Raw genomic sequence first — 24,652 nt, forward strand, 5'->3', positions numbered from 1 at the left:
ATTCGCAAGCGGTAAGCGTCCACCCTCCATCGTGCGGTGTGTGACCGCGTCTACACACGACGCCCCTATCTCGCCGTTTACGGGTCTCGGCGTCGCGATTCTGGCCGTCAGTACGAGCGCGATTCTCGTCCGCTGGAGTAGCGCACCGAGTCTCGTGAAGGCGTTCTATCGCGTCTTGTTCACCGTTGGCCTCCTCGCTCCGGTGGCGGTCGTCCGTCACCGAGATGCTTTGGCCAGCATCTCCCGACGTGACCTCGTGGCGGCGAGCGGTGCGGGGGTCGCACTCGCCGCACACTTCGCGTCGTGGTTCGAGAGTTTGAATCACACCACGGTCGCTGCCAGCGTCACACTCGTGCAGGCGCAACCGCTGTTCGTCGCCATCGGTGCGTGGGCCTTCCTCGACGAGCGCGTGAGTCGCAGGACGACCATCGGCATCGGTGTCGCGCTCGTGGGGATGGTGGTGATGTCGCTGTCCGACCTGCTCACCGCGAGCGGTGCGCCCAGACCACTGTTCGGGAATGCGCTGGCCGTCGTCGGTGCGGTGACGGCCGCCGCGTACGTTCTCACCGGTCGGAGCGTCCGGAGTCGAGTCGCACTCGTTCCCTACGTCGTCGTCGTGTACAGCGTCTGTGCGGTCGTTCTCCTCGTCGTCGCCGTCGGTCGAGGCGACCCACTTTCGGGCTATCCCACTCGCGAATGGCTCTTGTTCTTCGGGATGGCTATCGGCCCCGGTATCTTCGGCCACACGGTCATCAACTGGGCGCTCGCACACATCGAATCGAGCGTGGTTTCCGTGTCGCTTCTCGGAGAACCGGTCGGAAGCACCATCCTCGCACTGTTTCTCCTCGGTGAGATTCCCACACTCCCGACTATCCTCGGCGGTGCTGTGGTTCTCGCTGGAATCTACGTCACCGCATCGTGACCGAACACCCCGGTTTCTCGTACTGTAGCCCACATTGAAATCTGACTTCTCCCTGTCCTTACCTCAGTATTTGGGGCCGGTCACTCTCGTCTGTTATCGGAGCTGATAACCGCGACACAACGCTCAAGGACGTGACTGAGTGGTACACTGTATGGACGACGGCCAGGGTGTAGACGTACGTGTCCTCCACGTCGACGACGAACCGAGTCTCACCGACCTCGTCTCGATATTCCTCGAACGCGAAGCGGGCGACGTAGACCTCTCGGTGACGACGTCGAACTCTGGAACTGACGCGCTCGAGCGACTCCGCCAAGAGCGAATCGACTGTATCGTCTCGGACTACGACATGCCCGGTCTCGATGGGTTAGCGTTTCTCCGAGCGGTTCGCTCCGAACACCCCGACCTCCCGTTTATTCTGTTCACTGGCAAGGGCTCCGAAGACGTGGCCCGCGACGCCTTCCAGGTCGGCGCGACCGACTATATGCAGAAAGACACTGGCACCGACCAGTACACCGTGCTCGCGAACCGAGTAATCAACGCCGTCTCTCAGTACCGTGCGAAAGCTGCCTCCGAACGATACGGCACGGCCATCGAAGTGCTCGATAGCGGCGTCTACTCGCTCGACAGCGATGCGCGGTTCTCCTCGGTCGACGGCGTCTTCTGCGACCTCACTGGATACGCTCGCTCGGACATCCTCGGCAAGCGGTTCACCGACATCGTCGACGATTCCGCCGACGAAATCACCGAGGCGTTCGAGACTGTCGCCGGTTCCGACGGCCCCGACACGGAACGGTTCGAGGTCGCTCTCTCGCCCGGTCCGAACTACCCATACGACGACTTACTCTGTGAGGGGCATCTCGCGGCGCGACCCTCGGAAGACAACGAAGTAGGCGTCATCGGAACGCTTCAGGACGTCACAGAGCGCCGACGAAGTCGTGACAGAATCTACTACGAGACGCGCCTCAAGGACGCAGTCTTGGACACGTCGACGTCGCTCATGGGGGCCGAAGCGGACGAACTCGGCACGAAAATCGAGTGGACGCTTCAGACGGTCGGTGAGGTCGCCGACCTCGACCGGTGTTCGGTCTACCTCTACGACGACGAGACGAACGTCGCGGCTCGAATGCACGACTGGCAGGATGGCTCCCACACCGACCATCCAGACCGTATCTCGCTCGAAGACGCTCGCTGGTTGGTCGAGCGCTTACACCGCTTCGAGAACGCGTGCTTGCACAGTGTCTCTGACCTCCCACCGGAGGCGTCGAACACGAAACAACTACTCACGACTGCCGAGACCGGTGGGTTCGTCGTCGTCCCGATGGTCTCGAAGTGGTCGCTCGTCGGCTTCGCCGTCTTCGACGTGGTCGACGACGGTCGGTCGTGGACCGACACGGAAGTCGATTTGCTCCGGTCGGTCGGGAACAACATCACGCACACGCTGGCGAGGCAACGCCGAGAACGAGAACTCCGCCGGCAGAACGACCGCCTCGAAGAGTTCGCCTCGGTCGTCTCACACGACCTTCGGAACCCCCTCAACGTCGCGAAGGGGTTCGTCGAACTCGCTATCGACGAAGAAAACGTGGTCCACCTCGACAGGGCACTCGACGGTATCACCCGTATGGACACGCTTCTCAACGACGTTCTCACACTCGCCAGACAGGGGCGGAAACTCGGAGAGACGGACTCTGTCAGCCTCGAGCGCGTCGTAAACCGGGCGTGGAAGGCAGTCGATACCGGTGACGACGCTGTCCTCGTCATCGAAGACGACCTCGGGCGGACACCGGCAGACGAGGGGCGACTTCAACAAGCCTTCGAGAACCTGTTTCGGAACGCTGTCGAACACGGTTCGACAGGCAGTCAGGCAAGGCCTGACGACGCCGTCGAACCGTGTTCGACGAGCAACCAGCCTTCGACTGGTGATGCGGTGGAGCACGGTTCGACAGACGAGGCGTCGGCGTCGTCTTCTGTCACCACGGTCCGCGTGGGACCGACACCGACCGGGTTCTACGTCGCAGACGACGGCCCCGGAATCCCCAGTAACGAACGCGAGGTCGTGTTCGAACACGGCCACACCACCTCCGAGTCCGGAACTGGGTTTGGGCTCTCTATCGTCGAGAGCATCGTCGAAGCCCATGGCTGGGACGTCTCTGCGACTGCCCCCGAACCTGACCTCGGTGGCGCTCGGTTCGAGTTCGACTTCGGAACCGTCCGCTCGGAGGTCGAGCCTCGATTCTCGTTCAGCGACGACTGACGCACCGAAACCGCAGTTTACCTGTCTTCGACCGCCGCTTTCGTCCGCTTGTGGCGCTCGCGGAACATCGGTTCGAATCCGACTCCTCCGAACAGTCCAGCGGCGTCTCCGAGCGGCCCGAATGGCAACTCGTACTCGACGCGGTCTTCGATAATCGTCTCCTCACCGTCGGCGGCGAAGCGGTGTGTGTGGACCCATTTGCGGAACGGCCCGCCGACCATGTCGTCGCGGAACCACGCAGTCGTCTCACCCTCTTGTCGGTCGAGAATACGCGAAACCCACTGTTGGCGTGGGCCGACGCCGAAGGGTCGCATCGACATCTCGATTTCCGTCCCGGCGACGAGTCCGGCTGCGTCGTCTGTGCCCTCGGGAGTTCGAACGGCGACGATTTCGAGGTTCATCCACTCCGGTGTGAGCGCTTCTAGCCCCGAGATATCAGAGTGGAACTCCCAGACTCGTTCCAGCGGGGCAGCGACGCGGGTTCGACGCTGGTAGACCGGCATACACCATCATTAGTCGCCCGACGGAATAGACGTATTGGCGAAACTTGAGGTCTGCCGGAGACGGACTCACTGGAAAGAACGGTGGCGAAGTAAACGGAGAATAGTGGCGAAGTAAGCGAAGAGCGACGGCGAAGTGGGCAGAGAGGCCGTCGCTCAGCGTGTGATGAACCCGCGCGGAAATTTGGATGGCACGAACCGCGCGGGCGTGCAAGGGCAACACTCGGCCGCACTGGAATTCGGGTTGGCTGTCGGATGCGACCGATTGTCGTCGGTTGCCACGACAACTGTCGCGGCGGAAAATGCTACCCGAGGGAACACCTTAATAATTTTGCACGTTTTGCTGAACGTCTCGAACCACGAACAGAGTTGGTCGGCCCGAACTACGAACAGAGTCGGTCGGTCAGTTCCCAGAGGCGACTGCCCACTCAGGCGTTCCAGACGTCGGTTTCGGGGTTGAACGCGAGCCACGCGAACCACAGCATCGGTGAGTACTCGTTTGCTCGGCTGAGTCGTGCGTCTTCGTGCGGGCCGTCGAGTGCGACTCCCGTCTGGACGTTCCACCGTGACCCACCACCGACTAACTCGTCGCCGTCACGCGCGAACCGGTACGTCGTTCCGTCGATTCGTCGGTCGTACGCGACCAGTGAGTACCCCGGTGCAGTCGTGACGACGACGGGGACGCTCCCGACGGTATCGATGACGACGCCTGCCCATCGAACACGAGTCTCTGCGTACGCGCGTGCGGTGTTCCCGTCGCGGACGCCGACGACTAACTCACGATTCGAGAGGCGGGTGTCGCCGTCGGCACTTCCCGGTGCCATGTCGGGGTACGCGTCCCACACTCTCGCCCACTGGTCGTAGAGGTCGAATCCGTAGTTGAACCGGACCTCTCCGACGACGGTATCAGAAACTGGCGGGGGAAGCAACACCGTCGTCTCCGGGACGGCGTCACGCCACTCGCCCCACGTCGTCACCGTCGCTGGGAGAAGTTCCAACCGCGTTTCGGTCGCTGGTCCTCGAATCGCCGTCGCGAGAAGTTGACTCCAGAGGCTCTCTGTCGCCGTGTCGTACATGACGAGATTGTCGTTCCACAGATAGCCTGAGACGCCGAAGTTCGCCTCGCGACCGTCGACGCGACGAGTTGCGACCATCCCACTCTGACAGAGCGGGCAGTACGTGACGAGCACCGGTCGGTCACCGAATCGGTCGTTGACGACTTCGTGCCAACTCAGTATCCGAAGGGGGTACGCGCGGGCGTCGCCGTCGAGTTCGACGCCCACGACCAGGTCGTCGTGGCCGAGTTGCGGGCGGTACGTTCCGCCATCGAGTTCGATTTCGACGTCGTCCCAGTTCGGGGCGAACGCTGGCGACGTAATCGCAGGGATGGCGTCTCTCGCAACTGATTGGCGGAGGTCAGACTCCGAGACTGGGAGTAAAATCGACCGCGAAATATGACGTACTGGGTCGTCGTCCTGCGGTGGTCGACTGTCTCCCTGCGGTGGTCGACTGTCTCTCACGGCGCTTATTCCGCACCCCGCAAGCGACACTCCTGCGGTCACTGCGAGGGCGAGAAACGCCCGTCTGTCCATGTCTGACGTTATCGACCAATAGAAAAAGCGGTCGAGGTGTCGGGCATCCGTCTCGCACGACCTGCCGGCGTTCTGGTGACGAGTTCGCCGCGTGCAGAGGTGAGTATCCCGGACCCGAGCGGTTCGACGCTTAGAGCGTGAACCGCGAGACGGTCGTTCCTGCCTTTTTCAGGTCGGTGTGCGTCGCGGCGGCGACGGTCACCTGATTCTCTCCGTACTCGATTGCGACTTCGACTTCGAACGTCTCCTTCTTGGGTTCGACGAGCGTCGTCTCGCCGGGCGTTTTCACCGCGACGACAGCAGCATCGGTCTGTCCGGAGACGACGAGTTTGTCGCCTTTGAAGCGCGTGCTGACGCGCAGACTCGGGCCAGATGGCCGGTCACGCTCGACGTAGCGGTCACGCACGAACGCTGGCGTCTCGACGGGTTCGCCGGCGTCGACGCCGTGTGCGAGGCGGACGAACTGCGCCATCGACCACGCCAAGGGCGTCGCACTGCCGGTCCCTTCGCCGAACTCCCAGTTGAAGGCCGTCGAGTGTTCGCGGTCCCACACCTGTTCGGCTAGCATCCGGCCGGAGTTGGCGAACGCCGCCATCGTCCGAAGGAGGTTCGCCGGCGCGAGTTCTCCGTCTTCCGTGCCTGCGACGAGTTCGTACTCGCCGCGCTCGCCGGTGAAGATGGGCCAGAGACGACCTTTCCCTTTGGCGTCGATGGACCACGGTGCACCCTCTTCGTTGCGCTCGCGTTCACCGTAGCCGTCACCGTTGTACCGGTAGAACGCCGGGCCGTGCGGCGTATCGACGCGAATCGTCTCGTCGACTTCCTTCAACGAGTTCCGAATCACTTCGTCGTCGGCCGGTTTGATACCGAGACGAGTCAGTTCGAGGAACCCGGCGTCGATGACCTCGCGTTCGTCCAGGGTCGGTCCGTTGTTCGCCAACGTCCGGAGGTGTCCCGCGTCCGGGTCACCGTCTCGGGTGATGCGGACGTAGTACGGCGTGTTCTCGTGCCGGTCGGTTCCGGTTCGTGTCGCCGTCCAGTCGTCGACGCGCGCTGTCCAGTCGTCAGACAGTGCGAGCCAGACGAGTGCGTCTGCGTCGTGACCTTCGTCGAGTGCGATAGCCGCGGCACAGGCGAGTCCGGCGATTTCGGCCGCGATAGACGACGGCGAATAGCCGGCCTCTTCTTCCCACCGCTCTTGTGCCGTCGGCGGGCCGTTCCGGGCGACGTAGTTGGCAGAGCGCTGGACGTTGACGTAGTCGTATCCAACGTCGTCGAAGGTGACGCCGTGTTCGTTGAGCATGTAGGCCATCACCTGTGGGAACGAGATGTTGTCCATCTGTTCGCCGCCCCAGCGGGTTCGTCCGTTGAGGTAGGTGTTCTGCGGGATGAAGCCGCGGTCGTCCTGCTGGTTCGTGTAGATGTACTCCAGCGCGTCGATGGACGTCTCGATGTCGCCCACTGCTTCGAAGACGGTGAAGACCTGATAGAGGTCACGCGACCAGACGAAGTTGTAGCCGTACCCTTTCGACTCCTCTGCGGGGACGACTTCCCCCCACGGGACGGACGGCGACGCGATACCCGCGCCGAGGAACGTCTTGTCTTCGACTGCTCGGAGACTCATCAGACACGTCTTGTACTGGGCGGTGAGGTCTTGGTTCGACGCGACGGACGCCGGGAGGTCTTTGTCCGCGAGGAAGTCGTCCCACGTCTCGGCGTAGGCGTTGCGAACCGTCTCGTAGCCTCGGGTGAGCGCACCGGCGGCCTCACCGAGTGCGGCAGCGGTGTCGGCGTGTTCTGCAAAGCCGAGTGCCAACGTCTCCGAGAGGTCGGCACCGGTTCCGATTCGACCGACGAGGACGACGTTTTCGTCGTCGACGCGTTCTTGTGGGGCCGGAAGTTCGCCCTTCGAGAAGAACTCGGCGAGATATCTCGACCCGGCGACGCCCACCGTCGCCCACTCGAATCGCCCGGCAGTCGTCAGCGCGATGGCGACGCTGTACTCTTCGCCCTCTTCGTTGATGAGGAGCGTCTCGCGGCCGTCTCCGGCGTCGAACGCGCCCGCGTCACGGGCGACGAGGTGATAGCTCCCGAGTTGACCGAGGCGAATCCCTCGGTCTTTCGTCCCGGTGTTGGCGAGGGCGGTGTCCGCGACGGTGTACAGTTCGTACTCGCTGTCGTCGAATGCTTCGAACTGAACGTCTGCGAGCATCGCGTCGTGTTCGGGGTCGATACTGTACTCGACGGTGAGTTCCCACTCGTGACCCCGGCCGTCGCCCGTCTCGGTGATGACGTGCCGGAAGATGAGTGCGTCTTCTTCGACGATTTCGGCGCGTCGTTCGACCGTGTCGGCGTGGTCGTCACGTCGCGTCTCGTTGTGCGTTCGCGCCGTGTACTCGGCGTTCGGGTCGGTGTCGACGACGAGGAAGTCGAGTGTCCGGAGGTTCATCAGGTCGACCCGCGGGAAGCGAACTTCCGTGAGCGCGCCTTCGGTCAGCGTGTACCAGAGGCGCGAGGGGTCTTCAGTCCCGTGGTCGGCGACGGTTCCGATACCGTACTTCTCGCCGGTCGTCCACCGTGGTCGGTTCTCGGGGCCGGTCGGCGCGGGTTTCGGTGCAGGAAGCGCGTCCATCTCCGCGAGGATGGCAGTGGTCTCCATCCGGATGGCGTGCGGCCACCCAAGCGGTGTCGCGCTGTCGAACGTCCCGTCGTCGAACACTTGCTCGGCGAGATAGCCTGCGTCGGTCGAAAGCGGGCCGTCCGGTTGCAGCAGTTCGTAGAGGTTCGTCGCGCGCTCGACGAATCGGCGCCCATCTTTGCCGATTCGGTCGCAGAAGACACCGAACTTGGCGGCGGCGTTCGCACCCCACGCCGTGGCGACGGACCAGACTTTCTCGCCGTCTTGGCCGCCGGTACGCCAGTAGTCGTCTTCGAACCGTACCAATCCGGCGACGTCGCCGCGGGGGTTCCGGTAGAGTCCCTTCAGCGTCGCCGCCATGTGTTTGACGAGGCGGGTGGCCGTCTCGTCGTCGATCTCTTCGATGTCGGCGTAGGCGTCCATCGCATCCACGAGCGCGAACGTCGCCGAGTCGAGGCGTTCGTCGACGTCTCCGTCTTTGTCTAGACGAAGTCCGTACATTTCGCGTTCTTTGGACCACAGTTCGTCGAGGCCTTCGTAGACGGCAGTCGCCTGCTCGTGGGCGTGGTCGCACAACTCTTCGTTGAGTGGGGCGGTGGCGACGGTCGCGTACGCTTGCAGGAACGTCGCGGCGGTGTGCGTGAAGCGGCCTTCCATGTTCTCCCACGCGTTCTGACAGACGGTGGGGAGGCCGTCGTCTTCGAGACTGCTGTCGAGACCGGAGATGCCGGCCGCGATGGTCGAGCGAATCTCCCCGACGAGTGCGTCGTCGAGTTCGCCACGCCGTTCTGTGAGGAGCGACGCGAGATAACTCAGGACGGCCGCTGTTTGGTCGGCCTGATACTCTCTGTCGCCCGCACCTTCGACACGGCCGTGTGCCCAACCGGGCGCGATACTGCCATCGACGGCCCACACGCGGTGTGGCCACGTTCCGTCATCGAGTTGTGTGTTGCAGTAGAACGCCGCACTCGACGCGAGACGGTCAGAGAGGTCGAGACCGAAGGCGTCGTCTGCGTGAGCGAGCGCCTGCGAAACTTCTGCGTCGTCACGGAACCACGTGTATCCGTACCCGCCCGAGTGCGCGTAGAAGGGGTCGAACTCGGGGCCAGCGATGCGTGCTCCACTGGGAGCGGTCAGAAGCGACAGTGCCCGGAGGTCAGACCGGACGATTCGCTCGCGTGGCGTTCCTTCGGGGACGAACACTTCTGCTCGCTCGCGTGCTGACGCGCGTAGTTCGTCGGCCGTCGCGTGCTGGAGTGCGCAGTGCTGGAGGTCGGTGAGTGCGTCCTCACGGTTTACTTCGCTGTGGTCCGACAGTTGGGTAACGAGCGTCGTTCGCGCGGCCCGTCCGCTCTGTTCGAGCGGAGCGCTGACGACGACGTCGCCGGACAGGTGTGTGTCTTCGTAACTCTTGAGGACTGCCTCTCGTGGGAAGTCGAACACGTCGTCCGAGAGCATCTCGTCGAATCGCTCGGGAATCTGCCCGCGAACGTCGTCGAGGCCTGTCGACGCGGTGACGTAGTCGTGTTCGTCTCTGTGGAACACTTCGACGGCTTGCGTTCCGTTCGGCCCACCCGCCTCGTGGATGAGGCGGCCGACCTGTGTCTCTCTGCCTTCTGGTGCGAGCGTGAGGAACGCAGTCAGGTGGGCGTCCGTCGGAATCGCCCCACGGAGTTCGACGTGTGTCACGTGCGCGCGGCCGAGCGTGAGGTCGTACTGGTGGACGGTGTACTCACCGGCGTCGTACTCGGTCTCGACGAGACTCGTCTCCCGGTAGTAGTGTTGCCGGACTGATTCGAACTCGTCGAACCAGTGTGTCTCACCGTCTGTCTCGATACCGAACCGTGAGCGGTCGATTCCATAGAGACCGGAGAGCGAAGATGAGTAGTCGCGGAGTGAACCATCGAGGCCGACGTAGACAAGTCGGTCCCCATGGCCCGAGAACGCGCCGTCCGAGGTTTGACGTTCCTCTGGGAAACGCTCACCTCGGGCACGCTTGAATTCGTTTAACGCGGTCCGAAGTCGCATAGAGGTAGACGTTGGCCCCGAACCATAAGTATTGGCCGCTCACCCCTCTTTTTACCTCTATTCTTAGTAAACTTTCGTGCCCTTTGCAGAGGCGGGGAAGGAGACGTCTGTCGACTAAACAAGTATTCTCACGGGAGTAAATACAAAGTCACCCGGTACATTCTGTGTACATATGCATCACCCAGGACCACCGCAGTTCATGGCTGTCGGTGAGTCGGTACAACTCGCCCCTCGCGACCCCGAACCCGACGCAACCTACAGTTGGCACGTCCGAAGCGCACCCGAACGAAGCACTCTCGAACTTCCGAAGGACGACGCAGTCGTTCAGTTCGACCCAGACGCCGCCGGAACGTACGTTCTCGAACTCGACGCACCCGACGGAACGCACACGCTGACCGTTCGGGTGTTCCCCGGAACGTACCTCCCCGCAGGTTCCGTTCGAAGCGGTTCCAGCGGGATGAGCGGATACAGCGGCTACAGTGGTCAGAGCGGTTCTGCTCGACCGACCCAGTTCAGCGGCGGCGCGTCCGGGTCGGGAAGCGGCGCTGGCGAGGCACAGGCAGGAGATGGCGGTCGGCCACGCATCCGCCTCGACGCGGCCATCGAAGACGACGTCGTCGTCGTTCGCGCGGACCCACAACCCAACCCGAACAGCGACACCGACCGCGACGACCTGGTCGTCGAGTTCGTCGTCGACGACAGAGACGACGTCGACGAGTCGGCCGTCGAGACCGATGGCTGGGAACTCCGTGTTCCCCTCTCGGCTATCGGTGACCGACTGCGCGTCCACGCCGTCTCCCTCGACGAGACGTACAGCGTCCCCGACACCGTCTCCGTCGAACGCGACGCGATGACCGACGGTGGCCTCGCAGAGGCCGAAACCGAACCGGTGAGTCAGGCCGATGGCTCGGGCCCGCAGTCCGCGTCTGTCTCCCGTCCCAACGACCCGCCGAAGTGGGCACAGGAGGTGACGCTCTACGAGATTTACGTCCGCGGCTACGCCTCGGACGACGACGAGGCCGAAAACACGTTCGAAGCACTCGAAAAACGACTCGACTACCTCGAATCGCTCGGCGTCGACTGTCTCTGGTTGACCCCCGTCCTCCAGAACGACCACGCGCCACACGGCTACAACATCGTGGACTTCTACTCGATTGCCGAAGACCTCGGCACCCGCGAGGACTACGAACAGTTCGTCGAGGCGGCCCACGACCACGGGATGAAGGTGTTGTTCGACCTGGTTCTCAACCACTCCGCGCGCGAACACCCGTATTTCGAAGACGCCTACAAGAACCCCGACTCGGAGTACTACGACTGGTACGAATGGCAAGACAGCGGCGAACCGGGCACCTACTTCGACTGGGAATTCATCGCCAACTTCGACCACCGAAATCTCGACGTTCGACGCTACCTCCTCGACGCCGTCGACATGTGGGCCGAAGTCGTCGACGGGTTCCGCTGTGACATGGCGTGGGCCGTCCCCGACACGTTCTGGCAGGAGATTCGTGACCGCGTCAAGTCGAAAGACCCCGAGTTCCTCCTTCTGGACGAGACCATCCCGTACATCGCGGACTTCCACGAGGGCATGTTCGACATGCACTTCGACACGACGCTGTACTTCACGCTCCGACAGGTCGGCCGCGGCGACGAACCGGCCGAACGCATCCTCGACGCCATCGACCAGCGCGCAGAAGTCGGGTTCCCCGACCACGCGGCGTTCATGCTCTACCTCGAGAACCACGACGAGACGCGCTACATCGTCGAGTGTGGCGAGTCCGAAGCGATGGCCGCCGCAGGTGCGCTCTTTACGCTCCCCGGCGTGCCGATGGTCTACGGTGGCCAAGAGATTGGCCAGCGCGGCCGACGCGACGCACTCGCGTGGAAGCACGCCCGCGAGGACATCCGCGACCACTACGAACGCCTCATCGAAGTTCGAGACGAGACGCCTGCACTCGGGTACGACGGGTCGTTCCGCCGCGTCGACTACGAGGTAGACTCCGACCGCGTCGTCGCGTTCGTCCGCGACCACGACGACGGGTCGTATCTCTGTGCGCTGAACTTCGGCGACGACCCCGTGACCGTGGACGTCGGTGACCTCGACGTCGAGGCGACCAACGTCGTCACCGGCGACTCCGTCGCCGCCGAGGGTGGCATCCGCGTCGACGACGTCGCAATCTGTCCCCTCGCGTAAGCGCCGTTGGGCACCCGCTACCAACTGTCCGACCACCCGTTACCAACTGTTCGACCACCCGCTACCAACTGTTTGACCACTCACGATGAGCACGACCGATGGCACCCCGACGCTGCTGACCGACCGAACCGACGACCTCGTCTCGTGGCACGAGACGGTCGTTGCGAACCACGACGACGACTTCGAGGCCGCAAAAGAGCTCTCGGAACGAGTCGGTGCGCACGTAACTGACAACCGAGACGGCGCCGTCGAATTCGGGTTCTGGACGCCCGAACTCGTCGAATCCGGCACACCCGAAGACGCAGTCGAACTCGAGATACTGACCCCGCCGACGGACGTCGACCCCAGTGACACCGACCATCGAGCGGTCACGTTCCAGCGCGACCGAATCCCGATGGAGCGCGTCGGTGAGTATCACTGGGCAGTCGTCGAAGGCGTCCGCGCGGGAACGCGAGACACGCTCGGGTCGCTCTACCAACTCGTCTACGAGGACGCCGATGGCACGGAACACACGATTCAGGACCCCGTCTCGTACTCCGTCCCGTTCGGTGCGTTCGCGCCAGCAGAGGTGTACGACGTCGGCGTCCTCGACGAGACGCGCGCCGACCGCGACTACTTCCAAGCGCTCGGCACCGACGAGGAACCCGTCTCCACGACCGAAGACGACGGCCTCCCACGTATCGACCCCGCGACGAGCATGCTGGAGATTCACCCCGGCACCGCAACCGAGCGCGGGTCGCTCGCCGGCCTCGCCGAGGTGTACGAAGATATCGCCGCAACACAGCGTGCTGGCGAGGAACTCGAACCGTGGCAACGCGCGTTCGCCGGCTACGACGGCATTCAGGTGATGCCGGTCGAACCGCTGACCGAAAACGAAGACGAACACGACTTCTGGTCGGTCGAATCCGACACCGGAGAGAGCCTGACTGTCGAAGTCGCTCGCCCAGAGATGATTAACTGGGGCTACGACATCGTCGTCAGCGCCTTCTCCGCGCCGAATCCGGCCATCCTCGAAACCGGCCGCCCCGACGAACTCGTGGACTTCATCGCCGCCTGCCACGACCTGCCGCGACCCATCAAAGTCGTCTTCGACGTGGCACTCGGTCACGCCGACGACCGGGGTGCCGAACTCCTCGACGACCGCTACATTCTCGGCCCAGGGATGTACGGCAAGCACCTCGACTACACCGAACCCACTGCACGCGCCATCTTCCTCGAGATGCAGCGTCGCAAGATGGACTTCGGTGCCGACGGCATCCGCGTCGATGGTGCACAGGACTTCACCTCGTACGACGAGGGTTCGGGAGAGATGTACCACGACGACGACTTCCTCGCCGAGATGGACCGCGTCACGCAGGAAGTCGCCGGGACGGAGTACCGCCCGTGGATGGTCTACGAAGACGGACGCCCGTGGCCACGCGAAGACTGGGAACTCGCGTCGTCGTACCGGGCGCTCATCGAACAGCACCCACACTCGTTCCAGTGGTCGCCCATCACCTTCGCGCACAACACGCCCGCGTTGCTCACCTTCTGGGCGACGAAGTGGTGGCGCGTCCGCGAAGTCGGCGAGTTCGGCGGCAACTGGTTGACCGGCGTCGCCAACCACGACACCGTCCGCCGCGGGACACAGATCGACCCGACGGTGGAGTTCAATCAGTCGCCGGTCAACCCCTACCTCGGCGACGACTACCCAGAGACGCTCGACGAAGCGTACGACAACGCCGCGTCGTCGATGCTGTTCCACTGCTTCCTGCCGGGCGTCCCGATGGACTTCGTCCACGCCAACATGCGCGCCCCGTGGGGCTTCATCCGGGACACCGACCCGACGTGGAACGTCAAAGTCGTCTCCGACGAGTCGAAGTTCCTCTACTGGCAGGTGCGCGACGAAGACTTCGAAGACGACCGGTTCTTCCCCCGCGTCAAAGACCTCGGCTTCGAGTCACGCGAGGAACTCCTGACGTTCATGAACGCCCTCTCGTCGGCGGTCGGCGCGACAGACTACGACCTCGACGTGATGGCGGACATGCTCTCGGCGATGGAGCAACCGCTGGGCGAGGACCTGTCGGCCGCGGACCTCGAAGCCTACGGCTACGCGTGGATGCGCGACATCCACGAGTTCGCCAATCTGAGTCACTGGCACGACGCGCAGGACGACGAACGGTCGGCCTACCGCCTCGAAACCCGCGAGTTCAGGCACGACCGCCCGTGGTTGCTCGCGGACTTAGACGAGGACGTCGACTACTTCACCTACCGACACCCGACCGACGGGACGGTCCTCTACTACGGGTTCCGCACGTCCCCGGACTCTGAGGAACAACTCCTGTTCGCCGCCAACATGGAGGGCGTCCCAGTCGGTGTCTCGCCCGCGTATCTCGCCGCCGACGCCGCCGAAGACGAGAACGCTCCCGACATCCCGACCGACGGGTGGGAACCAGCGCTCGTCGCACCCGGTGTCGCAGAATCGACCGACGTCGAACTCGGCAACGGCGACGCTATCGTCTGGCGACGCGAACCGTAGGCACTCGTTTCACCTTGTAGGCACTCAGCCTACCCTGTCTGCCTTTTTCTCGCTATGTTCGGCTCGTGGTTCGACGAACCTCACGGGGCGAACGGTTTACTCACGTCGGCCCGTATCACGTCTCTATGCTCTCAGTTGGTGACACCGCACCAGATTTCACAGTCCCCATCGCGGGCGGCGAGGTGTACAACGACATTAGTTCGTTCACACTCAGTGAGGCGCTCGGCGACGGTCCTCTCGTCTTGGCGTTCATCCCGGCGGCGTTCACCAGCGGGTGTACGACCGAGATGTGTACGTTCCGCGATTCGATGCACCGCTTCGACGCCCTCGACGCGCAGGTCTACGGCCTCAGTGTGGACCTCCCACCTGCACTGAACATCTTCATCCAGCAGGAAGGACTCAACTTCCCGCTGCTCTCGGACTGGCGACACGAGGTTATCCACGACTACGGCGTCGTCCTCCCCGATATGTACGGCCTCTTCGAAGTCGCCAAACGGAGCATCTTCGTCCTCGATTCGACGGGTACGGTGACGTACCGCTGGGTCGAAGGCGACGGAAAGACCGACTTCGGCGCGGCAATCGACGCCGTGTACGACGCAGTCGCCGAGACTGCCTCTTCGTAACTCGCCCGACGACGGCGACGCTCTCGTCTGGCGACGCGAACTGGCGTCGTTCGCTGCTGCATCGCCGATTCGCCGTTTTCCCGTCTCTCCGCTGTTCTCTCGGTCGGCTGTCCTAGGTGGGTGTGGCCCCGTTCTGGTATTTAAAATCGCGGCTGTGTTTCACCCTCCGGACTCGGACACCATCTTTTCAGACCAGATACAACTCCGCCAAAACACGTATCATAGCGTCTCGTGAGGTGACGACATGGTTCAGCCGAAGACGAGGAGAACCGTCGCGTGGACGCTCCTCGTTCTGGGAGTGATTGGATGGGTTTCCACCAGTGGACAACTACCCGGTGGCCCGGCGATGGCCGCCCACTCGTCGCTCCGCGCCCAGAGTGAATTCGAAGCAGTGGTCAGATTAGCCTCACTCGGCCTCGTGTTGGTCGGCAGTGTTGGCGTGATTGCCGACGTAGTCAGGCAGTAACTCTGTCCCACGCTTCGCTGGCTACTCGTCTCACCCCGAGACTCGTGAGCCACGTCTCACCCTTGTCCGTCCAGCAGTCGCCCGACCCACAACCCGAGTGCCACCGCTCCGACCAGAACCGGAATCGAGTAGACGGGACCTGATGGGACGACGAGAAACGACAACTCGGCGACGACGATGGCGACGAGGAGGCCAACGATTCGCGCACGGGTGATGGTACTCACACGACGCTGTGGACGCGTTCGCTCACGAAATCTCTGTGTATTGGCCCGAGAGTCGGGTCACTCCCCACCGGTTTCATACGCCATCGACACTCGGTAGCCACTCGTTACTCGGCGCGTGATAGTCACTCGTTACTCAGCCGTGTCTCTCGCGTCTACTGGCGAAAAAAATCGAATATTGTGGAGGAACAGTCGTGGCTAGGGCAGCAACACGCCGTCGAGGACGTGAATCACGCCGTTCGACGCCATGATGTCGGTGCCGATGATGCCCGCCTGTCCGTCGTTCAGTTCGGCCCCGTCGACATCGATTTTCGCACCGTTTAGCGTGGGCAGTTTCGACACCGGTAGGACGGACTGGGCCTTGCGCCGGCCGGGGACGACGTGGTAGAGGAGAATCTCGGCCAGCGACGCACCGACTGCCGCTTCGAAGTCGATGTCACCGACGTTGTCCGGGGTCACACCCAGTGCGGCGAATGCCTCGTCTGTCGGTGCGAAGACGGTCAGCTGGCGGTTTCCGCTGAGCGCGTCGACGAGTCCGGCCTCGACGACTGCGGCTACCAGCGTGTTGAACTCGTCTGGGTTCGACCCAATCGCGATGTCGACGATAGTGGTTCCATCACGTGGTGGTGCGGCACTTGCGATACCTGCGCCACCTGCGAGCAACAGTCCTGCGCCACCAATCGTCTTCAGTGCTTGCCGCCGGTCTGGGTTAAACGTCATGTTCGAACAGTTAGATGTCGCTTTTGGAATTAAGTTATGTACCTTACTAGTTAGTAGATGGTGAGAAATCGGGGTTTAACGGTATCCTGAAGCGGATATTCAGTTTTTCAGTACTGTTTCGAACCGCTCCTCTGTTCGGGATATCCGTTCAGTTCGCCGCTGTGACGTTCGTCTTCACTTCCATCGCGTTCGTCTCTACTCCCGTGGCGTTCGTCTCCACTTTCACTCCCGGCAGATACGCCCCATCGGGACCGACCCACTCGCCTTCGGTTCCGCAGTCGGTCGTCAGTCGGCAGACACGCGTCTCGGGTGGCCAGATGACGCGAACCTCGTCACCAGTTCGCTCGACAGAGACGGTCTGCCGGTACGTCACGGTCTCACCGAAGTCGCCAACGTAAGTGACGAGGAGGTCGACCTCGCTCGCACCAGGTGGAATCGACAGGCGCTCTGGCCCGGCGGCCAGTGGATAGTTCGTCACGGACACACCGCCCGACGAAATCGACCAGTCGACCGTCAGGCCGTCGCCAATCGGCACGTCGTACCGAGCGTATCCGGACTCGGTTTCGAGTCGGACGGACACCGTGTTACTCCCGGCCGGCCGGCCGAGTGTCGTCGTCGCGTCGACTCGGTCACCCGAGAGCACGTCCAACCGTGTCAGTTCCGAGTCGACCGGTTCCACCGCGCCGGACCACGAACCTCTGTAGGTGAACCGATACGGTGTCCGGTTCGTCGCGTCGAGGACGGTGAAATCCTGTTCGGCGCCGTCGTCGATGGCGTAGACGACCGGTCCGTCGAATCCGGGGTCGTTGCGGAGGGTCTGGAACGGATGTGCAGACCAGTCGCCGTAGGGGTCGGGGTGGAACACGAGCGCCTTCGACGTATTGTCTTTCCCACCCGGAATCGACACGGTGAGCGGCGGGTCTTCGAACCCGGTTTCGACGAGTGGTTCGTACGTCGCCGCCAGATTGTCGGTCCGAAGGCGGTTTTCGTCGTAGGGAGTGGCGGCGGCGTCGAGGGTGACTCCACCGGCGACGAGCGCAGAGACGAGCACGACCGAGAAGACGACACCACGGGCCTCGGAGGCAGGGAAGCGGCGGTGGGCGAGTCGCCGTAACAGGCGAGTGAACCCGACGATACCGGCCGCCCCGAAGGCGACGAGTGGAACGAGTGCGTCGAAGTGGTAGAACGGCCCGAGGAGGTCGATGAGGCCGTTTCGGAGGCCGTTGTGCGTCCCCCAGAAGTAGGCGTTGCCGGCGAATACGGAGACGAAGATACCGACGAGGATGGTCGCCAGCGCGTCGTCGGAGAGTTCGGCGAACTCCCGGTCGCGTCCGCCGAGGCCGTGATGTCGCCGTCTATCGGTGCCTCTGAGACTTCGACCAGTCTGGAAGCGCCACCACCGCTGGGCCGTGAGTCCGAGGCCGACAGCGGCGGCCACGGTTCCGACCCACCCCATCGGTCCCCAGCGAGTCAAGAGTAACTCGAGTGCGACGAGCGTCGTCTCCAGACCTATCGCGGGCGTGAAGACGATGTCGTAGCCGAGTATCGCTCGGCGGCCGAATCCGATGCCGTCTCGCGGGGCGAAGGCGATGTACGGGAACGTGAGCAGGTCGCCGGTGACGACGGCGTTGTACGCGAGGGTCAGGCCGACGAAGGCGAGTCCGGGGAGTGCGATTGCGACGTACCGGCGGAAGACGGCCCAACCCGTCCCGGCCCGCCACGCACTGGTGAGCGCCCACAGCGAGTGGGCGATGAACGGAAGCGCGAACAACACGGCCGTGTAGGGCCGGGCGAAGAACGCGATACCGACGAGCGTGCCCGCGACGACGGCGTATCCCGACGAATCACGGCGTGCTGCACGGACGTAACAGACGGCGAACGCGAGGTTGAGCATCGTCGCGGGAGCGTACGCGAGAAAGGTCGCAGACGTGAGGAGGAACAGGGGTGAGACGCCGAGCAACCCCGCCGCAATCGCGCCGGTCTGGCGGTCGAAGACGTCTGCGGTGAGTGTGTAGACGAGGCCTGCGTTCGCGGCGGCGACGGCGCCCAAGACGAGATTCGGGAGGCCCACGGCGAGTCCAAGGGCGAACAGTGCGGGGACGACGGGGGAGTACTTCGAGTACATCTGGACGCCGCCCGGAGCGCTCGCCGTCTCTTCGACGACGAAGAACCACGGCCTGACCGCCTCTGCGAGCGCGCCGGGGTAGAGGAACAGTTTCCCTTCCAGAAGCATCGCGGCCTGTGTGAGATAGACGCCTTCGTCGTCGTTGACGGAGTGGTACGGAAAGAGGTCGACCGCGAACCACGTCACCACGAGTCCGACGAGCAGTGAGACGGCGAGTGCGACCGCTCGTCGGCGGTTTCGCTGGCGGTCGAAGTCGAGTGAATCCAGTAGGTCGAAACTACCGGAGAAGTCGAAATCGAGGTCGATGTCGGAGAGTCGCGGCCCGCGTCGCCCCATCCTCAGTCTGAGTAGAGGCCAGTCTCGGGGCGCTGTTCACGGGGGAACCACGCGAGTTCGTGGCCGGCGTCGAGCGTCACTTCGACGCGGCCGTCGGTCGGGACCGTCTCGTCGTGGTTGTGCATACACAGCAGGTTGTCCCCGCCGTCCAGTTCGACTTCGTAGAGAATCGTCGGGCCGAGATACCGCTTGCCGACGACTTCGCCGTGGCCCGGACCGTCGCAGGCGTGGGCAGAGACGTCGTCGGGGCGGACGAGGATGTCGATGTCCGTCTCGTCGTACTCGGGGGCGAGTCCGTGCAACTGGTCGCGTTCGACCGACCCGAGTTCCGTCTCGATGCGGTCGCCCGAGATGCGACCGGGGAGGAAGCCTGCGTAGCCGAGGAACCCAGCGACGAACCGCGATTCGGGGTGCTGGAAGACCTGTTCGGGTTCGCCGATCTGTTCGAGGTCGCCGTCGTTCATCACGGCGACGCGGTCGGAGATGGACATGGCTTCTTCTTGGTCGTGGGTGACCGAGATAGCCGTCACACCCGCCTCCTTGAGGATGCGGCGAACTTCCTCGCGCATCTTGACGCGAAGGTCGACGTCGAGGTTCGAGAAGGGTTCGTCGAGGAGCAGAATCGACGGTTCGGGCGCGAGCGAACGGGCGAGGGCGACCCGCTGTTGCTGGCCTCCGGAGAGTTCGTCCGGGTAACTCGCACCTTGTGTTTCGAGGCCGACGAGGTCCAGCAGTTCTCGGACACGAGCGTCGCGTTCGGCGTCGTCTAACTCCTTCAGTCCGAAGGCGATGTTCTCTGCGGCAGTGAGGTGCGGGAACAGTGCGAACTCCTGGAAGACGACGCCCACGCCACGCTCCTCGGGCGCGACGAACGCCTCACTGCTCGAGACGACGCTTCCGTTCAGTCGAACCTCGCCGCCGTCCGGATGGTCGAGACCGGCGATGAGGCGGAGTGTCGTGGTCTTGCCACACCCAGACGGCCCGAGGAGGGTGAGAATCTCCCCGTCTTCGACGCTAATCGACAGGTCGTCGATGACCGTCTCTGCGCCGTAGGCTTTGGAGACGCCGTCGAGTTCGAGGACAGAGTCGGTCTCTGCGTTCGTGGGTTGGTTTTCTGGCGAGCGTTCGGCGGTTGAAAGTGTACTATTTGACATCGTATCCCTCTTGCGTGATGATGACGAGCATCGAGAGCCCCGAGACGAACAACAGGATGAGTGCGGGCACTGCGGCCTGCCCGAAGTATCCTGCCGCGTACGCGGTCCAGATGTGCGTCACGAGTGTTTTGAACCCGGCAGGACGCAGCAGAAGCGTCGCCGGCAGTTCCTTCATCGTGGTCAGGAAGACGAGCGCCGCGCCGCCGAAGAGGCCGGGCGCGACGAGGGGGAGCGTCACGTGCCGGAACGCCCCCGATGGCGTCTCTCCGAGCGTTCGTGCCGCTTCCGGAAGCGCCGGGTCGACGCGCAAGAACGACGCGCGGAGCGACCCGACTGCCTGTGGGAGGAACCTGATAACGTAGGCGAAGACGAGGAGATAGAGCGTCTGGTAGATGGGCGTCGCGTACGAACTGCCGAAGAAGACGAGCGCGAGGCCGAGGACGACACCCGGAACCGCATACCCGACGTACGTCGCCCGCTCGAACACCGAACTCATCCGCGACGGGTGGCGTGCGGCGAGGTAGGCGACGGGGAGTCCGGCGACGGTCGCCGCGCCGGCGGTCGCCGCCGCGACGAGGACGGAGTTGAACGCGTACTCGGGTTGGAACGCGAGTGATTGGCTCGTCTCGGCGACGCCCTGTGCGAACCACGTGAGCAGGATACCCAGCGGGACGACTAGTGCGACGGCGGCGACGAGGGCCGCGAACCCAATCGCGGGGTACTTCCAGCGACCCAGTTCCATCACGTTCCCCGACCGGCCACCGGTGGTGGTGCGTTCTTCACCCCGAATCTGCGATTCGAGTGTGAGGATGAGGAGCGTCACGGCGACGAGTTGAAGCGAGAGGAGCGTCGCGGTGTCCCGGCCGAACGACCCGAACTCCACGTAGATGACGCGAGTGAACGCGTCGAACTTCATGATGGCGGGCGTCCCGAAGTCAGAGAGCGCGTAGAGCGCGGCGAGCAGTCCGCCCGCGGCGACTGCTGGCCGAATCTGGGGGATGGTCACCCGCTTGAACGCCTCCCAGCGGGTGTGGTTCAGTGTCCGCGCGGCGTCGATGAGCGTGGTATCCATCGACTTCAGCGCGGCACGGGTGGTGATGAACACGTACGGGTACGTGTAGAGCGTCAACACCAAAACGGCTCCGGGAAGCCCGTATATTTCCGGAAGCGACTCGACACCGAAGGGTGCGAGGAGGCGCTGAAAGACGCCGCGTGGCCCGAACGCCGAGACGAACGCGAACGCGCCGATGTAACTTGGGATGACGAGTGGCAGGGCGATGACGATGGTCCAAAAGCGTTTGAACGGGAGGTCGGTTCGGACCGTGATGTACGCCAGCGGAACGCCGAGGGCGATACACGCGGTGGTCACGAGGACGACGAGGACCGTACTGTTCAGGAGTACTTCGACCGTCGTCGGCCGAGTGACGAGTTCGAGTGCTTCGACGAATCCGACGTCGAGGGCAGTCTTGACGAGCCACAGAAGCGGGATAACGACGGCAGCGGCGACAGCGGCGCTCGCAACGGTCAAGCCGAGCGGTTGCTGCTCTTCGCCATCGCCGGTCTTCGTCTGCTGTTCTGTGGCCATCAGTGATTCACCCTAAAGCACGCCCACCTCACGCAAGAGTCGCACGGTTCCCTCCAGGTCGGATAGCTGGGTCAAGTCCAGCCCTTCTGGGGGGTTGAGCTCGTCGATGCTGGGGAGTTCGCCGATTGGGTCGACTCCCGAGACGAGCGGATACTCGAACGTCGTCCGCGCGAAGTAGTCCTGTGCTTCCGCAGAGAGCAGGTGGCGGACGAAGTTCGCTCCGAGGTCCGCGTCGTCTGCGGTGTCGAGGACGAGTGCGCCGGCGACGTTGAAGATAGAGCCAGCGTCGCCCGAGGTGAAGGCGGTTCCGAGGGGGGCGTCGGTGCGGCCCGCGAGGATGCGCTGGATGTAGTAGTGGTTCGCGAAGCCAGCACCGACTTCACCGTCTGCGACGGCCTGTGAGACGAGGAACTCGTCGTTGTACTCGGTGACGCCGAGGTCTTGCATGCCTTGGAGCCACTCTTTCGTGGCGTCGTCGCCTTCGAGGACGCGCATCGCGGTGATGAACGCTTGGAACGACGAGTACGTCGGTGCCCAGCCGATGTTGTCACGGAACGCTTCCGTCTCGGGGAAGGCCATGATGTCGTCTGGGATGTCGGAATCCGCGAACTGGTCGGTGTTGAACGGGACGGTCCGAGCACGGCCAGAGGTCCCGGTCCACTGTCCATCGGGGTCGTGGAACTCGTCGCGGACGAGGTCGAGGACGTCGGTGGGGAGGTCCTGTGTCCGGCCTTCGTCTTTCAGTGCGCCGAGAGACCCCGCGTTGACGGAGAAAAACACGTCTGCGGGGCTGTTTTCGCCTTCGGTCAGAATCTGATTGACGAGTTCGGTCGCCGAGTTGTACCGCGGTCGGACGGTGAAGTCGTCGTAGTACTCTTCGAAGAACGTGATGAGTTCTCCGACGAGCGCTTCGCCGCGCCCGGAGTAGAGTGTGAGCTCACCCGAGAGGTCCGGCATCTCCGAAATCGAGACGCCGCCGGTTATGTCGCGGTCGCCGAACGGTGACCGCCCAGAACCAATCTGACTGACCGATTCGTCACCAGTAGAATCCGTCTCTGTCTCGTCTTCTCCGCCGAGTCCGGTACAGCCGGCGAGCGACCCGAGACCGACTGCCGCCGCCGCCGCGATGAACCGGCGACGACCGTGGCCGCGAGGCTCCCGGTCGTAGTCTTCCATACATAGATTTAGGCTGCCCTAAATCATTTATATCTACCGGTTGGTTCCGAATCCCGAGAATGGAGTGTCCAGAGCGCCTCAGTCGTCAGCAGGAACCGCGGCACGTGGTGCAGTCAGTTGGTCTAAGCACTCTAGCCACGCTTGCATGTGCTCCCCGACGTAGTTGAAGAAGTCGCCGTTTCGGTAGTCAGACCAGTCGCCGTCGGCGAGTGCGTCCGCCATCGCTTCGAACACGCCTGCGTAGGTGTCTGCGTCGCCACCGACCTCGTCGACGATTTCCCAGAGGTGTTCGTTGAGTTCGAGGCCCGGAACCTCGTTGTTCAGGTCGTCGAAGGTCGGCCGTGCGGCCTTGTTGTGTTCGCAGAGTGGGTAGCCAGTCAGGATGTCTTTGCCGAGTACGTCGGCGGCGCGTTTGAGGAAGACACCCGACCAGATGTCGTCGAATCGACCGACTTCCCACTCGTTGTCGTCCATCGGTAACTGGTAGAACGCCGGGATGACTTCGCGTTTGAACGCGAGGTTCATCGAACAGACGGTGAGATACTGTCCCGGTTCGGCGACGAAATCACCGTCGAAGTCGTCGAAGTCGGTTCGCGTCTGTGCTTGGCCTTCGAGGTCACCGTCCATCAGGATACGGACGGCGTCGAGGTCGGGGACGTTCGTCCACAGTCCCTGTGAGGCGACCACGTCGCGGAGGTCTCGGATGTCGGTTTCGACCGTCTCGTCCATCGCCGAGTAGGGGTAGCCACGGGGGTAGAGTCCGTGTTCGTCGACGTTCTGGTAGAGGACGTTGACCCACTGCTCGTCGCTCGACACCGACTCGACTTCGTCCTCGCGGTGGAGATTCTCCACGTGTCGGCCGAAGAAGTCCCACTCGTCGTGTGGGAGCGTATCGTCGTCGATGAAGACGCCGTAGTCGTACTCGGGGTGGGCCCACATGTAGAGCAGGCCGAAACTCGTCTGGGCGTGGCTCGCCGCCGGAACGAGATGCGAGAACTCTTCGATTTCGTTTTCAGCGTACCACTCGTCGCGTGCCGACTCGTCGAAGACAGCGCCAGCGACGCCTTCGTCGTCGAGCATGGCTTCCATCCCCTCGGTGTCGCAGAAGTCCTCCGTCACGAGGAGGACGAACAGACGGTCGAGGTCGAACCCGTGTTCGCGGGCGTTGTGGAAGTACGAACGCATACACTCGTACTCACGGATGGTCGGTACGACGACACAGATGTCCGGTTCCATCGCCTGTATGATTTTAGGCGGGCCAAAAATATCTATTGGTCCGCGACGAGACGGTTCAGACGACCGATAGCTTGTCGAAAACCGCCGTGCGACGCCGTTTCACACACGACAGTTTGTGTCTCACGCACGCATATCCCTTCAGACAGCTATCACGTTCTCATGAACCGGCGAAACTTCCTCCAGTGCGCCGCACTCGCCGGCGTCGGGTCGGTCGCAGGGTGTACGTCGCAGCTTTCTCAGACCGTTCTCACACCGGTCGTCGACTCGGACGACTTCGAGACACACCTCCACTTCGGCCCGCAAGCCGACCGTGTTGCCACCGCGACGTTCCGAACCCACGGGGGCGTCGCCACCGGGCAGACACCGCTCC

At 63.2% G+C, this 24,652-nt stretch carries 16 protein-coding genes; 6 read left to right on the forward strand and 10 right to left on the reverse strand.

The window, feature by feature from the left end; genetic code table 11:
- The first annotated feature begins 40 nt into the window (after positions 1–40).
- Together GJR99_RS00600 and GJR99_RS00605 are read left to right on the forward strand one after the other, a co-directional pair.
- Positions 41–922 carry a DMT family transporter gene (locus GJR99_RS00600; RefSeq protein ID WP_151108744.1) on the forward strand — a complete coding sequence of 294 codons (882 nt, stop codon included), beginning with the start codon at positions 41–43 and terminating at the stop codon, positions 920–922.
- A gap of 151 nt (positions 923–1,073) precedes the next feature.
- A complete protein-coding gene (locus GJR99_RS00605) occupies positions 1,074–3,173 on the forward strand; it encodes a hybrid sensor histidine kinase/response regulator (protein WP_151108745.1) in 2,100 nt (699 codons plus the stop codon).
- 17 nt (positions 3,174–3,190) lie between these two features.
- Here the strand turns inward: GJR99_RS00605 and GJR99_RS00610 are convergent, their stop codons facing one another.
- The 3 genes from GJR99_RS00610 to GJR99_RS00620 all read right to left on the reverse strand — a co-directional run bounded on the left by GJR99_RS00610 (position 3,191) and on the right by GJR99_RS00620 (position 9,931).
- Positions 3,191–3,676, reverse strand: a complete 486-nt coding sequence (locus GJR99_RS00610; RefSeq protein WP_151108746.1) for an SRPBCC family protein — start codon at positions 3,674–3,676, stop codon at positions 3,191–3,193.
- A 425-nt stretch (positions 3,677–4,101) separates the two neighbouring features.
- Complete coding sequence (locus GJR99_RS00615) at positions 4,102–5,265, reverse strand: DUF3179 domain-containing protein (protein ID WP_151108747.1); 1,164 nt, start codon at positions 5,263–5,265, stop codon at positions 4,102–4,104.
- A 130-nt stretch (positions 5,266–5,395) separates the two neighbouring features.
- On the reverse strand, positions 5,396–9,931 hold the full coding sequence (locus GJR99_RS00620; RefSeq protein WP_151108748.1) for a glycoside hydrolase family 15 protein: 4,536 nt from the start codon (positions 9,929–9,931) through the stop codon (positions 5,396–5,398).
- A gap of 172 nt (positions 9,932–10,103) precedes the next feature.
- Here GJR99_RS00620 and malA point away from each other — a divergent pair, with 172 nt between their 5' ends.
- The 4 genes from malA (at position 10,104) to GJR99_RS00640 (ending at position 15,729) form a co-directional block, all read left to right on the forward strand.
- Complete coding sequence (gene malA, locus GJR99_RS00625) at positions 10,104–12,122, forward strand: alpha-amylase MalA (RefSeq protein WP_305037509.1); 2,019 nt, start codon at positions 10,104–10,106, stop codon at positions 12,120–12,122.
- A gap of 85 nt (positions 12,123–12,207) precedes the next feature.
- Positions 12,208–14,640, forward strand: a complete 2,433-nt coding sequence (gene gghA / locus GJR99_RS00630) for a glucosylglycerol hydrolase (protein WP_151108749.1) — start codon at positions 12,208–12,210, stop codon at positions 14,638–14,640.
- Between the two features lie 125 nt (positions 14,641–14,765).
- Positions 14,766–15,263: a redoxin domain-containing protein gene (locus GJR99_RS00635; RefSeq protein WP_151108750.1), complete on the forward strand. Its 498-nt coding sequence runs from the start codon at positions 14,766–14,768 to the stop codon at positions 15,261–15,263.
- Positions 15,264–15,507: 244 nt separating this feature from the next.
- A complete protein-coding gene (locus GJR99_RS00640) occupies positions 15,508–15,729 on the forward strand; it encodes a hypothetical protein (RefSeq protein WP_151108751.1) in 222 nt (73 codons plus the stop codon).
- 56 nt (positions 15,730–15,785) lie between these two features.
- On the opposite strand, the gene GJR99_RS00645 is transcribed toward GJR99_RS00640, so the two are convergent.
- From GJR99_RS00645 to GJR99_RS00675, 7 genes are all read right to left on the reverse strand, one after another.
- The gene (locus GJR99_RS00645) at positions 15,786–15,953 is read right to left on the reverse strand and encodes a hypothetical protein (RefSeq protein ID WP_154325913.1); all 168 of its coding nucleotides are present in this window, start codon (positions 15,951–15,953) and stop codon (positions 15,786–15,788) included.
- 195 nt (positions 15,954–16,148) lie between these two features.
- Positions 16,149–16,670: a fasciclin domain-containing protein gene (locus GJR99_RS00650; protein WP_151108752.1), complete on the reverse strand. Its 522-nt coding sequence runs from the start codon at positions 16,668–16,670 to the stop codon at positions 16,149–16,151.
- Positions 16,671–16,818: 148 nt separating this feature from the next.
- Positions 16,819–19,131 (reverse strand): ArnT family glycosyltransferase, encoded by a 2,313-nt coding sequence (locus GJR99_RS00655; protein WP_151108753.1) that lies wholly within the window; start codon positions 19,129–19,131, stop codon positions 16,819–16,821.
- A gap of 2 nt (positions 19,132–19,133) precedes the next feature.
- On the reverse strand, positions 19,134–20,285 hold the full coding sequence (locus tag GJR99_RS00660; protein ID WP_151108754.1) for an ABC transporter ATP-binding protein: 1,152 nt from the start codon (positions 20,283–20,285) through the stop codon (positions 19,134–19,136).
- Positions 20,275–21,870 carry an ABC transporter permease gene (locus tag GJR99_RS00665; protein ID WP_151108755.1) on the reverse strand — a complete coding sequence of 532 codons (1,596 nt, stop codon included), beginning with the start codon at positions 21,868–21,870 and terminating at the stop codon, positions 20,275–20,277. The genes GJR99_RS00660 and GJR99_RS00665 overlap by 11 nt, the downstream gene beginning before the upstream one ends.
- Before the next feature lie 12 nt (positions 21,871–21,882).
- Positions 21,883–23,046, reverse strand: coding sequence for an iron ABC transporter substrate-binding protein (locus GJR99_RS00670; protein WP_151108756.1), 1,164 nt, complete (start codon positions 23,044–23,046; stop codon positions 21,883–21,885).
- Between the two features lie 78 nt (positions 23,047–23,124).
- A complete protein-coding gene (locus GJR99_RS00675) occupies positions 23,125–24,282 on the reverse strand; it encodes an alpha-1 4-glucan-protein synthase (RefSeq protein WP_151108757.1) in 1,158 nt (385 codons plus the stop codon).
- Between the last annotated feature and the right edge of the window lie 370 nt (positions 24,283–24,652).

Source organism: Haloferax marinum (assembly GCF_009674625.1).
Lineage (GTDB): Archaea > Halobacteriota > Halobacteria > Halobacteriales > Haloferacaceae > Haloferax > Haloferax marinum.

Coding starts and splice junctions, on each gene's coding strand:
- malA (WP_305037509.1), top strand. CDS start 10,104: ATGCATCACCCAGGACCACCGCAGTTCATGGCTGTCGGTGAGTCGGTA.
- GJR99_RS00605 (WP_151108745.1), top strand. CDS start 1,074: ATGGACGACGGCCAGGGTGTAGACGTACGTGTCCTCCACGTCGACGAC.
- gghA (WP_151108749.1), top strand. CDS start 12,208: ATGAGCACGACCGATGGCACCCCGACGCTGCTGACCGACCGAACCGAC.
- GJR99_RS00620 (WP_151108748.1), bottom strand. CDS start 9,931: ATGCGACTTCGGACCGCGTTAAACGAATTCAAGCGTGCCCGAGGTGAG.
- GJR99_RS00635 (WP_151108750.1), top strand. CDS start 14,766: ATGCTCTCAGTTGGTGACACCGCACCAGATTTCACAGTCCCCATCGCG.
- GJR99_RS00640 (WP_151108751.1), top strand. CDS start 15,508: ATGGTTCAGCCGAAGACGAGGAGAACCGTCGCGTGGACGCTCCTCGTT.
- GJR99_RS00675 (WP_151108757.1), bottom strand. CDS start 24,282: ATGGAACCGGACATCTGTGTCGTCGTACCGACCATCCGTGAGTACGAG.
- GJR99_RS00665 (WP_151108755.1), bottom strand. CDS start 21,870: ATGGCCACAGAACAGCAGACGAAGACCGGCGATGGCGAAGAGCAGCAA.
- GJR99_RS00670 (WP_151108756.1), bottom strand. CDS start 23,046: ATGGAAGACTACGACCGGGAGCCTCGCGGCCACGGTCGTCGCCGGTTC.
- GJR99_RS00650 (WP_151108752.1), bottom strand. CDS start 16,670: ATGACGTTTAACCCAGACCGGCGGCAAGCACTGAAGACGATTGGTGGC.
- GJR99_RS00660 (WP_151108754.1), bottom strand. CDS start 20,285: ATGTCAAATAGTACACTTTCAACCGCCGAACGCTCGCCAGAAAACCAA.
- GJR99_RS00615 (WP_151108747.1), bottom strand. CDS start 5,265: ATGGACAGACGGGCGTTTCTCGCCCTCGCAGTGACCGCAGGAGTGTCG.
- GJR99_RS00610 (WP_151108746.1), bottom strand. CDS start 3,676: ATGCCGGTCTACCAGCGTCGAACCCGCGTCGCTGCCCCGCTGGAACGA.
- GJR99_RS00655 (WP_151108753.1), bottom strand. CDS start 19,131: ATGGGGCGACGCGGGCCGCGACTCTCCGACATCGACCTCGATTTCGAC.